Origin of the sequence: Mycobacterium sp. (assembly GCF_039583805.1) — a bacterium.
GTDB lineage: Bacteria > Actinomycetota > Actinomycetes > Mycobacteriales > Mycobacteriaceae > Mycobacterium.
In genome coordinates this window covers 21,890-43,227 of the sequence record NZ_JAVKSH010000011.1, presented here as the reverse complement: position 1 = coordinate 43,227, position 21,338 = coordinate 21,890, and the positions used below count along the sequence as shown (strand labels likewise).

Annotated in this window: 21 protein-coding genes and 1 pseudogene; 6 read left to right on the top strand and 16 right to left on the bottom strand. The window is 67.0% G+C overall.

Annotated elements, in window-relative coordinates:
• Window positions 1-359, top strand: a pseudogene (locus tag ABDW21_RS02680) (PPE family protein); the annotation flags it as partial.
• Window positions 360-419: 60 nt separating this feature from the next.
• Here ABDW21_RS02680 and ABDW21_RS02675 read toward each other — a convergent pair.
• Window positions 420-1,448 (bottom strand): hypothetical protein, encoded by a 1,029-nt coding sequence (locus tag ABDW21_RS02675; protein ID WP_343710028.1) that lies wholly within the window; start codon window positions 1,446-1,448, stop codon window positions 420-422.
• A 91-nt stretch (window positions 1,449-1,539) separates the two neighbouring features.
• Between ABDW21_RS02675 and ABDW21_RS02670 the strand changes: the two genes are divergently transcribed.
• The gene (locus ABDW21_RS02670; protein WP_343710027.1) at window positions 1,540-2,550 is read left to right on the top strand and encodes an Rv2578c family radical SAM protein; all 1,011 of its coding nucleotides are present in this window, start codon (window positions 1,540-1,542) and stop codon (window positions 2,548-2,550) included.
• 18 nt (window positions 2,551-2,568) lie between these two features.
• On the opposite strand, the gene ABDW21_RS02665 is transcribed toward ABDW21_RS02670, so the two are convergent.
• The 8 genes from ABDW21_RS02665 to ABDW21_RS02630 form a co-directional block, all read right to left on the bottom strand.
• Window positions 2,569-3,444, bottom strand: coding sequence for a neutral zinc metallopeptidase (locus ABDW21_RS02665; RefSeq protein WP_343710026.1), 876 nt, complete (start codon window positions 3,442-3,444; stop codon window positions 2,569-2,571).
• 79 nt (window positions 3,445-3,523) lie between these two features.
• Window positions 3,524-4,579 carry a HoxN/HupN/NixA family nickel/cobalt transporter gene (locus tag ABDW21_RS02660; RefSeq protein ID WP_343602402.1) on the bottom strand — a complete coding sequence of 352 codons (1,056 nt, stop codon included), beginning with the start codon at window positions 4,577-4,579 and terminating at the stop codon, window positions 3,524-3,526.
• Between the two features lie 44 nt (window positions 4,580-4,623).
• Window positions 4,624-5,595 carry an NHL repeat-containing protein gene (locus ABDW21_RS02655; RefSeq protein WP_343602400.1) on the bottom strand — a complete coding sequence of 324 codons (972 nt, stop codon included), beginning with the start codon at window positions 5,593-5,595 and terminating at the stop codon, window positions 4,624-4,626.
• Window positions 5,592-6,770 carry a DUF1501 domain-containing protein gene (locus tag ABDW21_RS02650; RefSeq protein ID WP_343602398.1) on the bottom strand — a complete coding sequence of 393 codons (1,179 nt, stop codon included), beginning with the start codon at window positions 6,768-6,770 and terminating at the stop codon, window positions 5,592-5,594. Before ABDW21_RS02650 ends, ABDW21_RS02655 begins: the two co-directional genes overlap by 4 nt.
• Window positions 6,771-6,790: 20 nt before the next feature.
• Complete coding sequence (locus ABDW21_RS02645) at window positions 6,791-8,317, bottom strand: DUF1800 domain-containing protein (RefSeq protein ID WP_343710025.1); 1,527 nt, start codon at window positions 8,315-8,317, stop codon at window positions 6,791-6,793.
• Window positions 8,290-9,141 (bottom strand): ABC transporter ATP-binding protein, encoded by an 852-nt coding sequence (locus ABDW21_RS02640; protein ID WP_343602395.1) that lies wholly within the window; start codon window positions 9,139-9,141, stop codon window positions 8,290-8,292. Before ABDW21_RS02640 ends, ABDW21_RS02645 begins: the two co-directional genes overlap by 28 nt.
• Complete coding sequence (locus ABDW21_RS02635) at window positions 9,138-10,214, bottom strand: iron ABC transporter permease (protein ID WP_343602393.1); 1,077 nt, start codon at window positions 10,212-10,214, stop codon at window positions 9,138-9,140. The genes ABDW21_RS02640 and ABDW21_RS02635 overlap by 4 nt, the downstream gene beginning before the upstream one ends.
• 17 nt (window positions 10,215-10,231) lie before the next feature.
• Entirely contained in the window at window positions 10,232-11,059 is an 828-nt protein-coding gene (locus ABDW21_RS02630) for an ABC transporter substrate-binding protein (RefSeq protein WP_343602391.1), read from the bottom strand.
• Between the two features lie 429 nt (window positions 11,060-11,488).
• Between ABDW21_RS02630 and ABDW21_RS02625 the strand changes: the two genes are divergently transcribed.
• From ABDW21_RS02625 to ABDW21_RS02610, 4 genes are read left to right on the top strand one after another with little or no spacing between them, the layout of a single operon-like run.
• Complete coding sequence (locus ABDW21_RS02625) at window positions 11,489-11,797, top strand: PE family protein (RefSeq protein WP_343602390.1); 309 nt, start codon at window positions 11,489-11,491, stop codon at window positions 11,795-11,797.
• Between the two features lie 2 nt (window positions 11,798-11,799).
• Window positions 11,800-13,500, top strand: coding sequence for a PPE family protein (locus ABDW21_RS02620; RefSeq protein WP_343710024.1), 1,701 nt, complete (start codon window positions 11,800-11,802; stop codon window positions 13,498-13,500).
• Window positions 13,501-13,523: 23 nt separating this feature from the next.
• On the top strand, window positions 13,524-13,817 hold the full coding sequence (locus ABDW21_RS02615) for a type VII secretion protein EsxS (RefSeq protein ID WP_343599963.1): 294 nt from the start codon (window positions 13,524-13,526) through the stop codon (window positions 13,815-13,817).
• An 18-nt stretch (window positions 13,818-13,835) separates the two neighbouring features.
• A complete protein-coding gene (locus ABDW21_RS02610; protein ID WP_343599961.1) occupies window positions 13,836-14,126 on the top strand; it encodes a WXG100 family type VII secretion target in 291 nt (96 codons plus the stop codon).
• A gap of 45 nt (window positions 14,127-14,171) precedes the next feature.
• On the opposite strand, the gene ABDW21_RS02605 is transcribed toward ABDW21_RS02610, so the two are convergent.
• The 7 genes from ABDW21_RS02605 to hypF all read right to left on the bottom strand — a co-directional run bounded on the left by ABDW21_RS02605 (window position 14,172) and on the right by hypF (window position 21,336).
• A complete protein-coding gene (locus ABDW21_RS02605; RefSeq protein WP_343599969.1) occupies window positions 14,172-14,924 on the bottom strand; it encodes a DUF6390 family protein in 753 nt (250 codons plus the stop codon).
• Complete coding sequence (gene hypD / locus ABDW21_RS02600) at window positions 14,921-16,054, bottom strand: hydrogenase formation protein HypD (protein WP_343599960.1); 1,134 nt, start codon at window positions 16,052-16,054, stop codon at window positions 14,921-14,923. The genes ABDW21_RS02605 and hypD overlap by 4 nt, the downstream gene beginning before the upstream one ends.
• A 16-nt stretch (window positions 16,055-16,070) precedes the next feature.
• Entirely contained in the window at window positions 16,071-16,343 is a 273-nt protein-coding gene (locus tag ABDW21_RS02595) for a HypC/HybG/HupF family hydrogenase formation chaperone (protein WP_343599959.1), read from the bottom strand.
• Window positions 16,344-16,410: 67 nt separating this feature from the next.
• Window positions 16,411-17,526 carry a hydrogenase expression/formation protein HypE gene (gene hypE, locus ABDW21_RS02590; RefSeq protein WP_343599957.1) on the bottom strand — a complete coding sequence of 372 codons (1,116 nt, stop codon included), beginning with the start codon at window positions 17,524-17,526 and terminating at the stop codon, window positions 16,411-16,413.
• Window positions 17,523-18,185 (bottom strand): SIS domain-containing protein, encoded by a 663-nt coding sequence (locus ABDW21_RS02585; RefSeq protein WP_343599955.1) that lies wholly within the window; start codon window positions 18,183-18,185, stop codon window positions 17,523-17,525. Before ABDW21_RS02585 ends, hypE begins: the two co-directional genes overlap by 4 nt.
• Window positions 18,182-18,904, bottom strand: a complete 723-nt coding sequence (locus tag ABDW21_RS02580) for a HypC/HybG/HupF family hydrogenase formation chaperone (protein WP_343599953.1) — start codon at window positions 18,902-18,904, stop codon at window positions 18,182-18,184. The genes ABDW21_RS02585 and ABDW21_RS02580 overlap by 4 nt, the downstream gene beginning before the upstream one ends.
• 53 nt (window positions 18,905-18,957) lie before the next feature.
• Window positions 18,958-21,336, bottom strand: a complete 2,379-nt coding sequence (gene hypF / locus ABDW21_RS02575; protein ID WP_343599951.1) for a carbamoyltransferase HypF — start codon at window positions 21,334-21,336, stop codon at window positions 18,958-18,960.
• Window positions 21,337-21,338 lie beyond the last annotated feature (2 nt).

The following is a 21,338-nucleotide window of genomic DNA, read 5'->3' as shown; positions in this document are numbered from 1 at the left end:
CGGCCGCTCCGGCGACGCTGCTGGACAGCGTCGGCCAATTCGTCGACAGCAAGGTGCAGTTGGTGTCCAGCGGGCTGACCAACCAGCTTCAGACGTGGGGGCAGGCGGTGACGGCCCAACTGGACCACGCGACCTCGGTGGGGGGGCTGTCGGTGCCGCACTCCTGGTCGGGGGCGGCCGGGATGGCCCGGGCCGCGCCGGTGCTGCCGGCGACCCCGGTGAGCGCTCCCACCATGTCGTCGGGGCTGCCGGGTGGCCCGTTCGCGCATGCGTTGTTGGGGGCGTTAAGTGCGCGTGGCATCACCGGGCTCGCTTCCAAGGTGCCCAAGGTGATCCCCCGGTCGCCGGCCGGCGGCTGACCGCAACGCCGCGACAGTACGGGCCGCGACACGGGCTCAGACACGGACCCAGCCGGGTGGTTAGCTGACGCCGATTGCCAAGCAGGCGCCCAGGACCGTGGTCGACGCGTAGTTGGCGGCGTTGGCCAGATGGTTGTCGGTGGGCGTGTAGGTGGGCAGCGCCACCACGAAGGCGCGCCGATACTGCGCGGACAGGGTGGCCAGGTCTCCCCAGATGAGGTTGTTGCTCTGCTGGCCGAGCTGTTGCAGCTTGCTGGCGTAGGCGTTCATCACCGACGCCACCGCGTAGTTGGTGGCCTTCTGCTCCTTGTTCCAGTAGATGGCGGGCAGGTTGGGGTCGATCGCCTGCCACGCCGCGGTGTTCTTGCCGAACTGGTCCAGCGCTGTCCGCCACTCCGGGCAGGTACGGTTCGGCGCGGTGAGGAACGGCTGCGGATTGACGGGGTTGCCCACCGGCGCGATCTGACCCGGCGGCGCCGGCAGTGGCACCAGCGGACCGCGCGCCGCTGCCGAACCGTCGACGATGGCGGCGCAGATCTCGCCCAGCGCCGAGGCCGCGCTGTTGGCCGCACCGGCCAGGCTGTTGTCGGCGGGGGTGTACTTGGGGATGCGTTCGGCGTAGGCGCGCGAGTAGGCGATGAACTGCTCGTAGAGTTCGCGCATCACCCGGTGCGGCGTCAGCTTTTCCAACCCGACGGTTTGCGCTGCGGCGCCGCGCATCGACTGCCCGGCGGCAATGAACTGCGCGCGCTGTTTCTCCGTCCACGCCGCCGCCGGCACCGACCGGTCCCGGTCGTTCCACAGCCCCTCGCCGCTGTTGGACAACTCGTTGTTGATTCCCGTCCATGCTGCGCAGGTGGGGTCGTCGGTGATCACGGTGACGGGGCCGTTGTCGTCGGCGCTGGCAACGCCCCCGGTCGCATCCTGGCCCGAACCCGCCTTGCCGTTTTTGCCGTTGCCATCTCCCGAGCCGCCGCCGAACAGCACGATGGCGACCAGCGCGATCGCCAGGACCGCGACGACGGTCACCGCGCCCACTGCCCACTTCAGGTTCTTGTTGCCGTTGGGCTCTTCGGTGTCCGACGTCACGGTGGCCAGCTTAATTCACGCCCCGGCCGGCACCGGCGTTCGGCGGGCACCGGGGTTGACATCGAATAGAACAAGGGTTCGAATAGAGAGCATGCGATGGGACAAGCAGCGCGTCGACATCGACGACGACGCGCTGCCGGGCCTGCAGCGGATCGGTCTGGTCCGCACGGTGCGCCGGCCGCAGTTCGACGGCGTCACCTTCCACGAGGTGCTGTGCAAGTCGGCGCTGAACAAGATCCCGCACGCGGCGATGCTGCCGTTTCGCTACACCGTCAACGGCTACCGCGGGTGCTCGCATGCCTGTCGCTACTGCTTCGCCCGGCCCACGCACGAATACCTGGAGTTGAACTGCGGCAACGACTTCGACAACCAGATCGTCGTCAAGGTCAACGTCGTCGACGTGCTGCGCACAGAGCTGCGCCGCAGCTCGTGGTGCCGGGACACGGTCGCGTTGGGCACCAACACCGATCCCTACCAACGTGCCGAGGGCCGCTACGCGTTGATGCCGGGCATCATCGGGGCGCTCGCGGAATCGGGCACACCGCTGTCGATCCTGACCAAGGGCACCCTTTTGCGGCGAGACCTGCCGCTCATCGCCGACGCCGCCACGCAGGTGCCGGTCGACGTGGCGGTCTCGCTCGCGGTGGGCGACCCGGCGCTGCACCGCGACGTCGAACCGGGCACGCCCGGCCCCCAGGCGCGCCTGGAGTTGATCGCGGCGGTGCGCGACGCCGGGCTGGACTGCCACGTTATGGTGGCGCCGGTGTTGCCGTACCTCACCGATTCCGTCGAGCACCTCGACGACCTGCTGAGCCGGATCGCGTCGGCCGGCGCCACCGGTGTCACGGTGTTCGCGCTGCACCTGCGCGGATCGACGCGGGGCTGGTTCCTGGCGTGGTTGGCACGCACCCACCCGGAGCTGGTCACGCGGTATCGCACCCTGTACGGGAGCGGGGCGTATGCGCCGTCGCAGTACCGCGACGAGCTGCGGGCGCGGGTGGCGCCGCTGGTTGTCAGGTACGCGTTGGGTGGCGGGCACCACCGGTTCGGCGGTGGTGCGCCGGCCCAGGTCGCCGACATGGTGCAGCCGACGCTGTTCTGAGGTCTACCCGAGTGAGGTCTACCCGAGGTCGCCGGCGCGGAAGGTGTCGCACTGGTTGGGGTCACCGGTCTGATAGCCGACGGTGAACCAGTGCTGGCGCTGCTCGGAGGAGCCGTGACTCCACGACTCGGGGTTGGTGCGCCCGGTGGCAGCCTTCTGGATGCGGTCGTCGCCGACCGACGCCGCCGCTGAGAGCGCGTCTTGAATGTCTTTGTCGCTCAACGGTTGTAGGTAGGGCGTTCCGGTGCTCTGCTGCCTGGTGGTGGACGCGTAGTGCGCCCACACTCCGGCGTAGCAGTCGGCCTGCAGTTCGGTGCGCACACCGTTGCCGCCGGCGCCCTGAGCGCCTTGTTGGGCCCGGCCGAGCACGCCGACCAGGTTTTGCACGTGATGTCCGAATTCGTGGGCGACCACGTACTCCTGCGCCAACGGTCCAGCGCTGGAACCGAACCGGTCGACCAGGACCGCAAAGAAGTCGGTGTCGAAGTAGGCGGTCCGGTCGACCGGGCAGTAGAACGGTCCCACCTGTGTGGTCGCCGGGCCGCAGCCGGTGCTGACCCGTCCGCTGAACAGCCGCACCCGGGGACGGGTGTACCTGCGCACCAGCTGGCTCCACACCGCGTCGACGGAGTTACCGGTGGCCACCACGCGGCACTGCACGTACTTGTTGGCGTCTGCGCCGGTGCGGCACGTGTTGAGGTCGAAACCCGATGCCATGTCCTCGCGGGTGTTCACCGGCTGCTGGCTGAGCACATCGCCGGGGTCGACGCCCAGGAACATGGCCACCACCACGATCAACAGCCCGGCCAGGCCGCCGCCGACTGCGATTCCCCGGCCTCCGCCGGAAGAGGTCGTCGTGCTGGTGTCGATCCGCACACCGTCGTTGAAGGTCATCGCGCGCTCCCTCGCATCGAAGCCGAACCCTGTTGAGCGTCCCACACCGCGACGCGCGGGCCGTCGCGGTTGACGCGATTCAGGCCTCGTGCCGCGCGGTCCACTTCTGCTCGATGCGGCCGTAGCGCCACACCAGCAGCGCGATGATCCAGGTTCCAACGAACATGGCGACGATCACGAAGCTGATCGCGCTGAGGTTGAGACCGCCGATCCAGTCCCAGAACCCGCCGCTCCAGCCGAGTTGGTGGGCCAGAAGTCCGAACAGTTCGACGCTCCCGACGAGCAACGCGACCGCCACCGACAGGCCGGTGATGGCGATGTTGTAGTAGACCTTGCGTACCGGGTTGGAAAACGCCCAGCCGTAGGCGAAGTTCATAAACGAGCCGTCGATGGTGTCGAGCAGGCACATACCCGCGGTGAACAGCACCGGCAGACACAGGATGGCATACCAGGGCAGGCCGGCTGCCGCGCTGGCGCCCGCTAGCACAAGCAGCGCGACCTCGGTCGCGGTGTCGAAGCCCAGCCCGAACAGCAGGCCGACCGGGTACATGTGCCAAGAGCTGGCTATCGATGTGGTCAAGCGCCCGAGGATTCGATTGAGTAGTCCGCGATTGTTCAACTGGTCTTCGAGCTCGGCCTCGTCGTAGACGCCGTGGCGCATCCGCGCGAAGACGCCCACGATGCCGGCCAGGATGACGATGTTGATGATGGCGATCAGGTAGAGAAACACACCTGACACGCTTGTACCGATCAGGTCGGCGTAGTAGTGCAGCCGCGACGAGCCATCCTTGACTGGCCCTGCAATGGCTTTCAACCCGGCCGACAGCAGCACCGCCAGCGCGAAGACAACCGTGGAATGGCCCAGCGAAAAGAAGAAGCCCACCGCCAGCGGGCGCTGACCGTCGTTCATCAGCGTGCGGGTGGTGTTGTCGATAGCGGCGATGTGATCGGCGTCGAATGCGTGCCGCAGCCCCAGGGTGTAGGCGGTGAGGCCGACGCCGACGCTGAATGCCTCATCGCCGACGCGCAAGTGTGCGGGCTCGACAATGCACAGCAGGGTGATCCATCCGGCCAGGTGCAGCGCGACGATCACCGCGATCATCGACCCGAGGCGCATCCACTCGGCTGGCGACATGGCTTCCCGCAACCTGGACCACGACGATGGCCGCCGGCCGTGGGTCAACCCCGGCCCATGAATTCCAGCGGGTGCTCGTATACCTGGACACGATGACGCCCGGTGTCGGTGACCAGCAGCTGGCCTTCGGGTCCAATCGTCATCCCGCCGGGTCGGTGGAAGCGCCGTTCCTCGGCGTAGCGGTTTGCTTCGGCGCGGAGCGTTCGGACCGCTTCGTATGCGTCCAAGTATTGCTGCGCCCACCGCGAGAGGACGGCGTCGCCGGCGAGGATCCCGAGGTGGCGACCGTCCTCGTCGAACACCCTGACGCAGTCGTGGCCCCAGTCCGACACATACACCGTCCCGGCATCATCGACGGCCACGCCGGACGGGCGGCTCAGCAGACCTTGCCCGTAGCTGCCCTGCAGATCCCCGGCGGGACCGAAGCGCTGCACGCGGTCGTTGCGCCAATCAGAAACCCAGATGTCGCCCTCTGGACCAACCGCGACACCCCACGGCATGTTGAGCTGGCCCGGCTCGGTGCCGAAGCAACCAAAGCAGGACAGCGCAGTTCCATCGGGGGTGAACCGCTGCAACCGGGCGTTCAAGGAGTCGCTAACCCACAGACAGCCATCGTTGTCGACCCGCAGCCCCGCTGGCCGGTCGAGCCGGCCGGGGCTGGAGCCGTGCCCGCCCCAACGCATCAGGTAGCTGCCGTCGGGCTCAAAGACCGAGACCCGGTGCAGGTCTTCGTCGGCTACGTAGACGCGACCAGCCTGATCCGTGGCCAGGGCGGTGGGCGCCAGGAAGCATCCGGGCTCGGCACCAAAACCCCCGATCTCGGCGAAGGTCTGCTCGTCGAAAGAGGTCACCGTTATCCGGGACGCCTTGTCCTTCCAAGCGCTCGACCTGTTGAGGACATAGACGACGTCTGGGCCGCCCAGCGCCACATCGACCGGATAGTTGAAGCCCTGCCCATTGATTCGACCCACACCGAGGGCGGCGCAGCGCGCCCCGACAAGCCCCGCGGTGCTCACTCCGCCGCCTTGAGGGGAAGCTGATCGAATCGTGCGCTGGGGCCCAGCACGTCTTTGGCGTCGACGTCGAGGAATTGCTCGAGGATAGACGCATACACAGCGCGAAAATCGGTGCTGGGCCGCACATCTCCCTCGTCTTGCGCCTCCGCGGCCAGATTCGGGTAGTCGCCGTAAAGCCCGCCGGCAACCTGGTCGCCGATAAGGAAGGCAACCCCACCCGCACCGTGGTCGGTCCCCGTGCTGTTCTCGGCTATGCGCCTACCGAACTCGGAGAACACCAGGACCACCGTGCTGCTGCGCAGCCCGAGGGCGTCCAAGTCGATGAAGAAGCGGTCGAGAGCGTGTGAGACCCTCTGCCACAGCCGCGCATGGACCACCACCTCGTCGGTGTGGGTGTCGAAGCTGCCGACGCTGGTGTAGAAAATGCGGGTTCCCAGGTTTCCCGCCATCACGGTGGCCACTCCCTGCAGGTCTTTGGCGAGCTGGTTGGTTCCGAACGGGTTGGGGTCGCGGTAGTCGACTCCGGAGCGGTACGCCGCGGCAGCGGCCTTGAGCATCTTGATCCCCTGCTGGGCACATCGGCCGGTTCCGAGCAGGCGAGCCGATCCCCACGCCCCGCTCGGGTGGGGCGCTACGGCGTAAGCCTGCTCGGCAACCCTCAGCAGCCGGTCGCGGGTGTCTCCTGGCCCGATGTCCGGGAACAGGCCGTACTTATCCAGGCTGCTCACCGATGCTGCCGGGACACCCGACAAGGCAAGTGCCCTGGGCAGGCCACGCCCGAAGTTGACGGCCAGCACCGGGTTGGTGTGTCGCGGGTCGAACAGCGCGGCAACCCTGGCCAGCCAACCCTCCAGCTTGACCTCGTTGGGCTCGGCTGTGTGCCAGATGTCCATGGATCGAAAATGGGAACGGCTGTGGTTCGGGTAGCCGATCCCCATGATCGCCGCTACCTTTCCCTGTTCGTAGAGGCGCGCGACCGATGCCATGGCCGAACTGAAGCCGACCCGCTCGTCGATGGGCAAGATCGCGTCGTCCTTCAGCGCGACGTGGGGCCGAAAGTCGTAGTAGCGGCCGTCGGCGTAGGGAACGATGGTGTTCAGATAGTCGTTACCGCCCGAAAGTTGCACGACCACCAGCCGCGTCGGCTCCGAAGTTGCCGTAACCGTCTGAGTCACCTCGCCACCTTCCTTCGCTCTCAGCAGTACTGGTAGTCCGGGGTTGACACGATTGCCCTCAGCAACTCCAGCGTGCGCTCCCGGACCGATTGAGCGTTCTCGCCGGTGCGTGGTGTTTCGGCTAGGCGCTCAGCCAAGATCTGGCGTGTCGCCGGTGCCAGCTTCAGCGACCCCATCGCCTCCAGGCAGGCGTCCACCCACCCGAGAGGCGTGGGGTCGGCACTTTCGGCGACCCGCTCCAGGATGCGGGAAACCCCGGGGGCGTCGGGTCGGGCGATCTCGGCTGCCGCGCAGTTGATCCGCTCGATCAACCCGGCGCTGTCGATCCACTCCTCACCCTCGTGCCACCCCTCCACCGACGGGGGGTTGAGTAGGGACTGGCCCATGAAGTGCGTGTTGTAGGCGAGCTCGGCGACGTCGTCGCTCGGTAGGAACCAGCGGCCGGTGAGCCGAGCCGTGCCCACCATGAGCTCCACGGGGCTCTTGACCTTGCGGTAGCGCACCTGCTGCGAGCGGAAGTGATCTGAGGTGAAGATGGCCCGTAGCAGGCTGCGCACATCGCCGTCCGTCTCCATGAAAACGGCTGCGAGCCTGGCGATCTCGGCTCTACCCGACTCGTCGGGTTCGTCGGCGACAAAGAAGCGGTACAGGCGCTCGGCGATGAAGCGAGCCGTCGCCGGCTGCTTGACGATGATGGCGATCACGTCGTCGCCGTTGAAGGCGCCGACCTGGCCGAGAAATCTTTTTTCCCCTGCATCGTGGTCGGCATCGTTGTAGACGAACCAGGCCGGAAAGACACCGAGGAAGAACTGCGGCATAAGGGGACCGACGCTCCAGCCGGTGAAGGCGCGTGCTGCCGCTTTGACGTCGTCCTCGGTGTAGTTGCCCACCCCCATCGTGAACAGCTCAAGGAGTTCGCGCCCGTAGTTCTCGTTGGGAGCGTCCTTGCGGTTAGACGGGTTGTCCAGCCAAAACAGCATGGCGGGATCGCGCGAGAGGCAGCGGAGCAGCTCTTCGAAGCTGCCCATGCCGCGCTGGCGAAACATCTCGATCTGGTCGAGCAGCGCCGAGCACGGGACCGGGTATTTGGCTGCGGTGGCGAACAGTCCGTGCCAGAACAAGGCCATCTTCTCCCGCAGCGGGCAAGTCGTCGTCAACAGCCGCCACATCCACTGCGGCCACGCAGACTCCGGGCTGCGCGCACCCACCGAGGCGGTGAAATACCGATCCACCAGGTCCTGGTCGGCGTAGCAGCCGTAGGTCGCCGTTTCCGCTGGCGGGTTCAACAGGGCTTCGACGGTCGATGCATAGCCCGCTGCCGCACAGTCGTCGAGCTCATCGGCCGATGCGCCGAAACCTGCCCGCCGAAGCAAATGCGCTATTTCCTCGCGGTCACCGCTCGCGTTTGGTCCCCTCGATGCCGGATCCGCCGGTGTCGGGGGCCTCATCGGTCTTCGCCTGTATTCGATGGTCGCGGATCGTTCATGGGTCCGAGCTTCCTGGGCGAGAGATTCACCACCTACGACTGTAATTCGCGCCGAGAACAATGCGAGTAGTTTGCAGGAATCTCCCGAGCCGACACTTCGCCGCTCTCGACGCCGCAGGGCGAATCCGGAGAAAACGCGAGCAGGACCCGTCCGGTGGCCGGGTGGATCAGGCGGTGGGTGTTCACACCGAACACCGCACGCACCCGCTCGGGGGTCAACACCTGCTGCGGGGTGCCGCCGGTGACAATCCGGCCGGTGTCCAGCACATAGATCCGGTCGAAGTAGGCGGCGGCGAGGTTGAGGTCGTGCAGCACACACAGCGTGGAAATCTCCAGGTGCCGCAGCAATTCCAGCAGCTCAAGCGCTGCGGACACGTCGAGGTGATTGGTCGGCTCATCCAGCAGCAGCAACGGGGTCCGCTGGGCCAGCGCACGTGCCACCAAGGTGCGTTGCTTCTCGCCGCCCGATAGGGTGGAGTAAATCCGCGTGCGGTGGTCCAGCATGCCCACTCGCTCCAACGCGTCGGCGACCACCTCGCGGTCGGTGTGCGATTCGCGGTCCAGCACACCCTGATGCGGCGCGCGCCCAAGCGACACGACGTCTTCGACGGTGAACTCGAAATCCCGGGGCGGTTCTTGGGCCACCACCGCGGCGCGTCGAGCCACCTCACGTTGCCGAAGGGTTGCCAGGTTATCCCCGCCCAACAAGACGACGCCCGCCACCGGACGAACCGAGCGATAGATCGCTTTAAGCAGGGTCGTCTTCCCGCTGCCGTTGGGTCCAACCAGGGCGACTTTTTCCCCCGAAGCGACCACCAGATCGCACCCGGTGACGACCGGCGTGGAATCCACTGTCACGCTGATCCCGTCCAGTGTCAGCCTCATCGGCTCAGCTCCGGTGCGTGATCACGATGCAGCAGCCACAAGAAATACGGAGCGCCCAGCACCGAGGTGACAATCCCGATCGGCAACTCGGCGGGGCTGGCGACCGTCCGGCAGACGATGTCAACGGCCACCAGATAGATCGCTCCGACGACGACCGCCACCGCCAGCACCCGGCGGTGGTCGGGCCCCACCAGCTCGCGCACGAGGTGCGGGATGATCAGCCCGACGAACCCGATCCCGCCGGCGACCGCGACCACCAGCCCGGTGACCAGTGCGGTCGCGATCAACAGCTGAACCTGCAGCCGGCGCACATCGAACCCCACCGACAGCGCGGTCTCCGCGCCGGCCACCAGAGCGTTCAGCGGGCGCGCCTGCACCAGCAGATACACCGTGAACAGCAGCACTGCGGCGGCGGGCGCACCCAGCGTCGACCACTGCGCGCCGGCCAGTGAGCCCAACGTCCAAAACAACACCGACGACGCCGCGCGGGGGTCATCGCTGGCAAAGATCAAAAAACTGGTCGCCCCGGCGAACAGGTAGGAAAACGTCACCCCGGCCAGCAGCACCCGGGTGGGTGCGAACGTGCCCCGCGAGACGACCAGTACCAATGCCGTGGTGATCAACGCCCCCAGAAACGCCCCCGCCGACGTCGACAACCCGACCAGCGCCGCCGAGCCCAGGGTGATCGTGGCCGCGGCCACAAAACCCGCCCCCGAGGACACCCCAAGCAAATACGGATCGGCCAGCGGGTTGCGCACCACTGCCTGCAATGTGGTACCCACCGCCGCCAATCCCGCACCCACGACCGCGCCCAACAGCACCCGCGGTATCCGCAGTTGCCAGACTATCTGGTCTTGCACCGCATCGAAATGCGCCGGCACCACGACCCCGGCCAGATGATGTCCGACAACCCGAGCCATGCTGAGCACCCCCACACCTCCGGCGCCCACCGAGGCGTCCACCGCTATCGCGAGGACGAGCGCCACCATCAGCACCGGCATCAATGCCGGCAACGGCAGCCGCCCCCTCGGCCGGCAGTCACCGGCGGGCCGGCCCGATCGTGCCGCGCGCATCGGTGCCGGAGTAGGGCTCATCGTGCGGCGAACGCGTCGGGGTGCAGCCACTTGGCCCTCGCTGCGATGCCATCGATGATCCGCGCCGTGCCCGGACTGGCCGCCGCCGCCATGTCGAGGAAATAGATCCGGCCGTTTTTGGCAGCGTCCGTGGTCGGGAAAGCCCGCTTCAGTGCCGCGGCCTCTTTCGCCGGATCAATCGGTTCCCCGGGTTTCACCAGTTCAATAAAAGCCTGAGGATCGGCCGCCGTGATTGCCTCTTTGCTGACCGGCTTCATACCCGTGGAATGCGGGAAAATGCTCGCACCACCGGATTCGCTGAGTGCATCTTGCTCAATGCCCACAGCGGTATCGGCGAGCTGCCCACCAAATTTGTAGAACTCGAACACTGTTATTTTCAGCGTGCCGGCGACGCGGGCTTCAATGCCATGCAACCGGGCGCGCAGTGCGGCCACCAATTGCTTCGCTTTATCACGCACGCCGAAAATCTCGCCGTAGTTTTCGACGTCGGTGAATACGTCGGTCACCTTCCCGTGCTGCCCGTCACCACATCCGCTCACCGCTGTGTACGTGTTGATCCCGGCCCGGGCAAGCTGGTCTGGCGACGCGCCACCCAACTTGGGATCCAGCCACATAGTTTCGTCGCTGATCACCAGATCCGGTGCGACGCCGAGCAGCGCCGCGGTGCTGGTCATGCCATTCGCGCTCAGCACCGGCACCCGATCCATTTGCGCCCTGTTCTGCGGCAGGGCCTTGGCCAGGCCGTTGGTCCCGCTTTGGGCGACGATCCGGTTGCCCACACCCAGATTGATCAATACGTCGGCAATTGCCGGATTCAAGATCACCGCGCGGCGTGGTGGGGCGTCGAACGTGGTGGTCCGACCGCAATCGGAGACCGCTGTCGGGAACCCCGAATTATCCGATCCAGCGGCCTCGCTGCGGCTAACCAAGGGCGCGCCGACACCCGAACCCGTGCATCCGCTGACCAGCGTGGCCGTCGCGGCCAGCGCAAGTGCGTGTCGCCGACCACCCCGGGTGCACTGTCTGACGGACCGCATGGCCTAGACGCCGGGTCGCGGCTCGCCGATCCGCCGGGCCGGGGTCGGATTCAAAGCCGATGGCTGTGCACACACCACCGATTCAGTATTGCGCACGAAGCCGACCGCACCTGCAAAAAACATGCAACAGTTTTTGCGAATCGTCCGCATTACCGGTGGCGGCGGGCTACCTTGCGCCCAGGGTCGGATTGATGCTCCTCGTCAGGGGTGATTGAGATGACGTTGCGGGTGATTCCTGAGGGTCTGGCCGGCGCCGCCGCCGCGGCGGCGGCGCTCACCGACCGGCTTGCGGCCGCCCAGGCGGACGCGGCGCCGTTGATTACCACGGTGGTGCCACCGGCCGCCGATCCGGTGTCACTGCACACCGCGGCGGGGTTCAGCGCGGCCGGCGGCCAACACGCTGCGGTCGCCGCACAGGGAGCGCAAGAGTTAGGTCGCGCCGGTGTCGGAGTGGGTGAGGCAGGTACCAGTTATGTGGCGGGCGATGCCGCCGCGGCGTCGTCGTATCCGAGCGCCGGCGGCTAACGATGACCACGCCGATCTGGATGGCGGCGCCACCAGAGGTGCATTCCGCGCTGTTGTCCGGCGGTCCGGGACCCGGTCCGTTGCTGGCATCGGCAGCTGCATGGAATTCGCTCAGTACCGAATATGCGGCGGTGGCCGACGAGCTCGCCGCCCTCCTGGCGGCGGTGCAGGCCGGGGTCTGGGACGGCCCGACGGCCGAGGCGTATATCGCCGCGAACGCGCCCTACCTGGCTTGGCTGATGCAGGCCAGTACAGACAGCGCCGCGATGGCCGGCCAACAGCAAATCGCTGCGACGGCCTACACCACGGCGCTGGCTGCCATGCCGACCCTGGCCGAGCTGGCCGCCAACCACGCCGCCAACGCGACGCTGGTGGCGACGAACTTCTTCGGCATCAACACCATCCCGATCGCCCTCAACGAAGCCGACTATGCGCGGATGTGGATTCAGGCCGCCACCACGATGAGCACCTATCAAGCCGTCGCCGGCTCGGCGGTGGCCGCCACACCGCACACCACGCCCGCGCCACAAATCGTGAAGTCGAATGCGAACGCCAAACCGGCAGCGACCTCCTCCGGTTCGCCGACCGTCTTCGACACGATATTTAACGACTTGGCGCAACTATTTAATTCGCAATCCTACACCGACTTCTACAACAACGTATTGACGCCGCTGGGAAATCTCATAGACCAAGCACTTCCTGCTGTGTTGGTCAACGAGCTCGGTAACCCATTTTTTTTCTTTAGCCCCGAGAATCTGGCGTTTGCTCTTACGGTGCCCCTTGATCCGGGTACATTTACTGCCTTTATTTCTGGCCTCTTCGCAGCCATACCCGGGACATTAGTGATAGCGGTGGCTACGGGCAATCCGGCAATCATCGCTTTAGCCGTGGTACTTCAAATTGACACGGCTCTTACTTTTATCATAACTAATGTTATCCAGTTGCTTCACTGGCTGCTCGACACGGCTGCTCCGCTGCTCCTCAACGTTGCGCTCCCCTTGCTGGCGGCCCCGCTCGCCCCCTTGGCCGCCTCCGCGAGTGCGCTGGGCGGCCTTGCAGGCTTGGCAGGGCTCGCCGGCTTGGCTCCACCGCTCGCGCCGGCGATGCCGCCGCCGTTGACGGCGGTTGTGCCGGCTAGCCCGACGCCGCCCTCGGTCCCGACTCCCGTCTCGGCTGCTGCGCCCACGCCCGCCCCGTCCCCGGCTCCGGTGCCCGGCGCTTCACCCCCACCGCCCGCGACGTCACCACCGCCGTTGACGGGCGCCGGAATGGAGGGTTTTGCTTACCTGGTCGGCGGCATTCCATCCCCTGCTCGCTCGCGCACCCGCGCCGAGGCTCAGGGGCCGGCCCCGGATAAGGCCACAGCACCGGCGGCCGCTGCCGCGGCGGCGGCCGAGGAGAGGGCGCGAGCGCGGCGGCGTCGGCGAACAAAAGTGGAAATGCTGGGCCGAGGTTATGAATACATGGACTTAGACCAAGATCTGCGTGACGACATTTCACCGGGTGGCGAGCGGACCGCGTCAGCGGTGGCCTCGGATCGGAGTGCGGGTCCCCTGGGGTTCGCCGGAACCACCCGCAGGGACACCACCGGCGAGGCAGCGGGGTTGGCCAGGTTGGGTGACGACGAGTTCGGCGGCGGCGCGCGGATGCCGCTGCTGCCGGGGACTTGGGGTGATGAGGGGCCTACGGATGGTGGGAAATGATCGCTCATGGAAGGGAGCAAGTGGTGAGTTTGTTGGATGCGGATATTGCGCAGTTGGTGGCCTCGCAGTCGGCGTTTGGCGCCAAGGCGGGGTTGCTGCGCTCGACGATCAGCCAGGCGGAGCTGGAGGCGGTGTCGGCGCAGGCGTTTCACGTGGGTGAGTCCGCGGCGGCGTTTCAGGCCGCCCATGCCCGGTTTGTGGAGGTGGCCAGCCGGATCAACGCGCTGCTCGATATCGCCCAGGCCAATCTGGGGGATGCGGCGGGTGCCTATGTGGCCGCCGATGCGGCCGGCGCGGCGGGCTACACCGGGTTCTGAGACGAAAGGGGACCAGTGATGTCGCAGATTGTGTACAACTACCCGGCGATGTTGGCCCATGCCGCCGATATGGCCGGCTATGCGGCGACCATGCAGGGGCTCGGCGCGGATATCGCCAGTGAGCAGGCCGCTTTGTCGGGGGCCTGGCAGGGTGATACCGGGATGATCTATCAGGCCTGGCAGACCCAGTGGAATCAGGCGATGAGCGATCTGGTGCGGGCCTATCACGCGATGGCGGGCACCCATGAGACCAACACGGTGTCCATGCTGGCCCGCGACCAAGCCGAAGCCGCCAAATGGGGCGGCTAGGAAATGGGGCGGCTAGGTCAGCGAGCGGGCTCGGCGCCGCGAAACTCAGGCCCGCGCCAGCCGATGATTGGTGACCCCAAGCTGCCATGCGGTGGCATCGGCCAACGCCCGGACCTGCTCGGGCCGCAGCCGCCCGCACAGCCGGCCCCAGTGGATCGCCACGTCGTCGCCGACGGCCACGTCGGGCACCGCGCTGTACCCGTCGCCCCAGATCTCGAGCCGGCGCGCCGACGGCTCCGACAAGGCCAGCACTCGGCCGTCCCAGACCAGCCTCCGGCACCACACCTCGACGTCGTCGCCGTCGCGGGAAAGCACGGTGCCCCAGGTGATTCGGCAGTTGTCCAGCACACCGAGCGGGTGCTCGTCGAGGCATCCCCCTTTTAGCCCCAGCAGTCGCGACCAGGGATACACCGCGAACACGTGGAAGCAGTGGTTGGCCGCCGCCTCACCCACCAGATCCGGGCCCAGGTGCGACCAGTACCGGCCGGCCTGCGGGCCGATGATGGCCAGCAGTTCGTCGACGAAGGCGCGCGGATCAAGCTCGGCGCCGTGGCCGCCGCCGAGCCAGTACGACTCGACCAGCCGGTAATCCAGCGGGTCGGGAATACCGGTCATCGTCGACAGCACCTGCAGGTACGGCCAGGCGCCGGAGAACTTCATCGCCGCGGCGCGGATCTCCTCCACCGACCCGTCGCGCAACGCGGCTCCCAGCGGCGGGCCGCAATAGCCGAGCGCGTTGGGTGCATGGGCGTAGCGGGCGAACATCTCCGCCCCGCGGACAGCCACCGGCACGCTCAGGATCGAGACCCCGCCAACTTGACGGCGTCGCGGTGCATCCGGCCGAAGTTGTAGTAGGCCGCGCACGCGCCTTCCGGGGACACCATGCAGGTCCCGATCGGGGTTTCAGGGGTGCACGCGGTGCCGAAAACCTTGCATTCCCAAGGCTTGAGCACACCTTTGAGCACCTCGCCGCATTGGCACGCCTTGGGGTCGGCAACCCGAACGCCAGGCATCGCGTACCGCAGCTCGGCGTCGAATTCCGCGAAGTCGTCGTGCAACCGCAGCGCGCTCTGCGAGATGAAGCCCAGGCCGCGCCATTCGAAGTGCGGGCGCAGCGCGAACACCGTGCCCATCAGCGCCAGTGCGGCCGGGTTGCCGTTTTCGGGCACCACCCTCGTGTACTGGTTCTCCACCTCGCAGCGGTCCTCCCGGATCTGGCGCAGCAGCATCGCCACCGACGCCAGGATGTCCAGCGGCTCGAATCCGGAGACCACCAAGGGTTTTCTGTACACCTCGGGCACGAATCGATATGGCCGGTTGCCGACGACGGTCGACACGTGCCCGGGTCCGATGAAGCCGGAGAGCCGCAAATCCGGAGATTCCAGGATGGCCTTGATCGGCGGCACGATCGTGACGTGGTTGCAGAACACGCTGAAATTGCGCAGGCCCAGCTCGCGTGCCCGTACCAGCGTCACCGCGGTCGACGGCGCGGTGGTTTCGAATCCGATGGCGAAGAACACCACCTGCTTGCCCGGGTCGTCGACGGCGATCTTCAGAGCGTCCAGAGGTGAGTAGACGAACCGCACGTCGGCGCCGCGTGCCTTGGCATCGAGCAGGCTGCCGTTGGAGCCGGGCACCCGCATCATGTCGCCGAAGCAGGTGAAGATCACGTCGGGCTGCCCAGCCAGCCACATGGCATCGTCGACGCGACCCATCGGGATCACGCACACCGGGCACCCGGGGCCGTGCACCAGTTCGACGTTGTCCGGCAGCATGTGTTCGATGCCGTGCCGATAAATGGTGTGGGTGTGCCCGCCGCACACCTCCATGAATTTGAAGTGCTCGCCGCCATGCCCGGCGAGGTGCTCGATCGCTGCCAGTAGTGTGCGGGCCGCCGCCGGGTCACGGAACTCGTCAACGAATCTCATAGCTGTCTCTTCCTGGTCAGACGATCGCGGATGAGTCGAAGGCTGCCATCTCGGTGGTGTAGGCGTCACCGAGCTTCTTGACCGCCGCGAGCGTGAGCAACGCCTCGGTCTCGTCGATCTTGGCCATCGCGAAGCCGACGTGGATCAGCACCCACTCATCGGGTTGCGGCAAATCGCTTTCCAGCAGCCGCAGGCTGATGGTACGTTGCACTCCACTGACGTCGACCTTCGCCAAATAATTTGCGGGGTCGGTGATTTCCACGATCCGCCCCGGAATCCCGAGACACATGCCTGATCACTCCTTCTTTTAGGTCGAGCCTTCTTTTAGGTCGAGCCTTCTTGTAAGTCGAGCCCTCTCAGCAGATCCTTGGCAGCGGGTCACCGACGAGCATGTCGACGATGCGGGAACCGCCGAACAGGGTGCGCACCACGACAGTTTCCGCCGGTTCGGTGACGATTTCCCCGACCTCGGCCGCCTCGGCACCCAACGGGTGCGACCGCAACGCGGCGAGCCCGGCCGGGGCTTCCTCGGGTGCGACGACGGCGACGAACTTGCCCTCGTTGGCGACGTACAGCGGGTCGATGCCGAGCAATTCGCAGGCGCCGCTGACCATGGGGCGCACCGGGAGCCGCTGCTCGTCAAGGAGGACCCCCAGTCCGCACGCCTGGGCCAGTTCGTTGCAGACGGTGCCCACGCCGCCGCGGGTCGCGTCTCGCAGCCAGCGGGTGGACGGCGCGGCCGCCAACAGCAACTCCACCAGCGGGCTCACCGAGGCGGTGTCGGAGCGGATGTCGGCTTCGATGGCCAGGTCGCCGCGGGCCAGCATCACCGCCATCCCGTGATCGCCCATCGACCCCGACAACAGCACCTTGTCGCCGGGGCGTACCGACTGCGCCGACAGCTGCCGCCCGACGGGAATGACACCGGCTCCCGTGGTGGTGACGAACAGTCCGTCGGCCGCGCCTTTGGGCACCACCTTGGTGTCACCAGTGACGATCTGCACGCCGGTCGCCGCAGCTGCGGCGGCCATGTCGGCGACGATCTGTCTCAACTCGGGGACCGGGAAGCCTTCTTCGAGCACGAACGCCGCCGAAATCCATTGCGGCACAGCCCCGGTCACGGCCAAGTCGTTGGCTGTGCCATGCACGGCCAACTCTCCGATCGAGCCGCCGGGAAACCGCCTGGGCTGCACCACAAATGAATCGGTGGACAGCGCTAACCGCTCCCCGCTGGGCAAGGCGATGACCGCGCCGTCACCAAGCGACTCCAGCAGCGGGTTACGGAATGCGTCCATGAACACCGCGTCGATCAGCGCCGCCGAGGCTTTGCCGCCGGCTCCGTGCGCCAGCGTCACGTGCTCGTCGAGCAGGCGTGGACGGCGTTTGCGGAAAGACTCGATCCGCTCGATCACCTGGCTCTCCTCGAAACGCGGGCCCGATGCCAGGTATTCGCTTGCCGGGTTGCTCGTCACGCAACCACCCCCTGAGTGTCCGCGTGTTCGTGCACAACCCGCCACAGCTCATAACCCAGCAGTGCCTGGGCTTCCTGGATTCGGTGCACGCTTTGGGAACGCACGATGAAACAGGCTTGCACATCCGGGTTATTCGCGAACGCGCCGCCGTCGTAGCCGGCGAAACCGACGGTGTACATGCCGCGATTGTGCGCTTCCCGCAGCGCGGTGACCAGGTTGGTCGAATTGCCGCTGGTCGACATTGCGATCGCGATGTCTCCGGCGTTCGCCCGGGCGATCAACTGCCGGGCGAACACCAGGTCGTAGCCGACGTCGTTGCCCAGCGCGGTCAAGATCGCCTGATCGGCGGTCAGCGACCAGGCGGGCAGCGGCGTGCCGATCGGCGGCCGCGCAAATAATCTTGCCAACGTCGTCGAATCGGTGCAGCTCCCGCCGTTACCGAAGGTGAATAACCGTCCTCCCGCGGCGAACCGGCGCGCCATCTCGGAGGCGGCGCGGGCCAGCAATGCCGTATTGGCCTCCAGCGTGGACCGACGCAACGCCAAGCTTTCGGCTGCTTTGGCCTGCGCCGACGCGGCCAGATCGGACAGCAGCGACGTGGGGTCGTCCTCCTGGGCGTCGATGAACGGATACAAGAAGTTGGTCGGTTCTTCGCTCATGTGCCGTACTCCTCGCCGAGTTTGCCGATCGCCGTCCCGGCATGCACCAGCACCAACTCGCCGGCCGCGACCGGGTCGACCAGCGCGGTCGCGACGGTCTCCACCCCCGTGGCGGTGCGCACCGCGGCCACGCCGTCCGCCAGCGCCGCCACAACCTCGCCGAGGCGGCCTTCGTCGCTGCAGGTTACGCAGATGTCGTCACGGCATTCATCGGTCGGTTTCAGCAGTCCGGGATGCTCGAAACAGACATGGGTCAATTCCCACAGCAGGTGGTAGAACAGCACGAAACCCCCGGTGGCGGGCACCTGTGGATCAGGGTCGTCGAGCCACAGCACGTGGTCGGCCATGCCCGCTTGGGGCCGCGCACCGCTGCCAATCCAGACGGTGGTCACCCCCCAGGCCGGGCCCCTGCGCATCACCGACCGCACCTCGGCGTTGTCGACCCCACTGACCGCTACCACGATGTCGCCGGGACGCACCGACACCCGCACCACGTCGACGACATCGGGCCCGGTGATCGCGACGGCCGGCAACGCCCGCTTGCCCACGATCACGGGATGGATGAATTCGACGGCGATGTGCAGGGCATGCGGTTCCCAGCCCGGCGCGATGGACCACATGGTGGCGCCTGCCGCGAATCGTTTGGCCAAGGTGAATGCGGTGGCAGCGAGATCGGCGGTAAGGTCGGCGCCCAGTCCGCGGTCAATCGCAGTGGTCATTTAGGACACCGTCTCTTCATCGCCGAACACGGTGTGCGTCACCCAGTGAATCGCTAAACACATCGCGTCGCATCCTCTTCCACCAACTCGGATCGCGCGCCCAGCACCGAGACCGCCGCCTGGCCAAGCGCGAGACCCCCGTCGTTGGGCGGAACCGTGTGATGAGTCAACACCTCAAATCCCGCCTGCTGCAACCCTCGACGGCATGCGCGCAGCAGCAGGACGTTCTGGAACACCCCGCCGGTGAGACCCACCAGCGTTACCTCACCGGCGACCAGACCGACCACATCCGCGACCGCGACTGCGACCGCATCGTGGAATCCAGCTGCCAGCGACGCGGGTTCAGTCCCCGCGTGCAGCGCACAGACCATCGTCGCAATCATGGGAAGCGGGTCGATCACCCCGTCGTCGCGCACATCCAGCCGCAACCCCAACGGCTCGGCTGCCGCCTCGGCCAGCACCTCGAGTTCGATGGCGGCCTGGCCTTCGTAGTCGATCCGGTGCCGAACACCAAGCAGGGAGGCGACGGCGTCGAACAGCCGACCCATGCTCGAACACGGCACACACCCCACGCCGGTTTCCAACTGCGAGCGCGTGACCCGCAGCTCGGCTGGAGTGGCAGCGGTGACCGGTGCTAAATCCGGGGTCCAATCGATACCGGCCATCCGCAACTGGGACAACGCCATCCGCCACGGATTACGGACCGCGGCGTCGCCGCCCGGCAGCGGCACCGGCAGCAGGTGCGCAACCCGGGTGAAGCGGTGGCTGTCGCGGCCCAAGGCGAGGATCTCCCCACCCCAGATGGTGCCGTCGCAGCCGTAGCCGGTGCCGTCGAAGGCGACTCCGATGATGGGTTCGCCGAGCCGACGGTGCTCGGTCAGCAGTGAGACGACGTGCGCGTGGTGATGCTGGACGAGATCCACCGGCCGGTCGCCGGCATGGCGTTCGGCCCAATCGCGGGTCTGGTACCCCGGATGCAGATCGGCGGCCACACGCACCGGTTGGTGCCGGATTTCGCCGAGCTGGCCCACGGCACGTTCGAACGCGTGCAGTGTCTCCACGCTGCCCATGTCGCCGATGTGGCCGGACATGAAGGCGAGCGGACCGTCGGTGAGGCAGAAGGTGTTCTTCAGCTCACCGCCGACAGCCAGCACTGCGGGGCCGTCGCGCCCGATGTCGACCGGCAGCGGCGCGTAGCCGCGGGAGCGGCGGATCGGCAATTCCCGGCCGTCGACGACACGCACCACCGAGTCGTCGCACGGCACGTGAATCGGCCGGTTGTGGTCGAGCACCGCATCGCACAACGCGGCCTCGGGCCGCGAAAGCCGCAAAAGTCGCTGTGCCACATCGTCTTCGGTGAAACAGATGGGCTCGTCGGAGCGGTTCGCGCTGGTCAGCACCAGGGCATCGGGAATCGGTGTGTCGACGGCCGGGGTGGGCGCCAGCAGCAGGTGATGGATGGGTGAGTAGGGCAGCATCAGCCCGAGCAGCGGGTTACCGCGCGCGACCGCGTCGGCGACGGGGGCATCCGGGCGCCGCCGCACCAAGACGATCGGCCGGGCCGGGCCGGACATGATCGCGGCCTCGGCGTCGTCGATCCACGCGAAGCGGCGCGCAACGTCAAGATCACGGACCAACATGGCAAACGGCTTGGCGCCGCGCGCCTTTCGGGCCCGCAGCGCGCCGACCGCCGCTTCGTCGTCGACGGTACAGGCCAGGTGATAGCCGCCGATTCCCTTGATGGCGACCACGGCGCCGGCGGCCAGCGCCTGCTGCGTGGCTGCCAATGCGGCATCGGATCCGACTACTCTTTCTGACCGCGCGGCTCCCGAGCAGAACCAGAGCGACGGACCGCAGTGCGGGCAGGCGATCGGCTGCGCATGGAATCGGCGGTCGGCCGGGTCGTGGTATTCGGCGGCGCACCGCTCGCACATGGCGAAAGCCGCCATGGTGGTGGCCGGGCGGTCATAGGGCAGCGCCCGGATGATGGTGAACCGCGGTCCGCAATTGGTGCAGGTCACGAATGGGTGCCGGTAACGGCGGTGGTGGGGGTCGAACAGCTCGCGCACGCAGTCGTCGCACACCGCGATATCGGGCGGAATCGGCGTGGTGGACCCAGCGACCGTTCGGCTTTCCACGATCCGGAACGCGGCGCCGCTCGCGGCGTCGGCCTCGAGGTCGACAACGCAGACAGCGCTGATCCTGGCCAGCGGGGGCGCCTGCGTGCGGAGCCGGCAGCCGAATTCGGCAACGCGTGCGCGCTGACCCTGCACCTCGAGGAAGACCGCCCCGGAATCGTTGCCGACGAATCCCGACAGGCCCAGCTCGCTGGCGACGCGGTGGACGAACGGACGGAAGCCCACCCCCTGGACGACGCCGGTCACGGTGAACCGCCGCCGAACGTCGTCGGATCGCAGCAATGTGTCGGTCATGT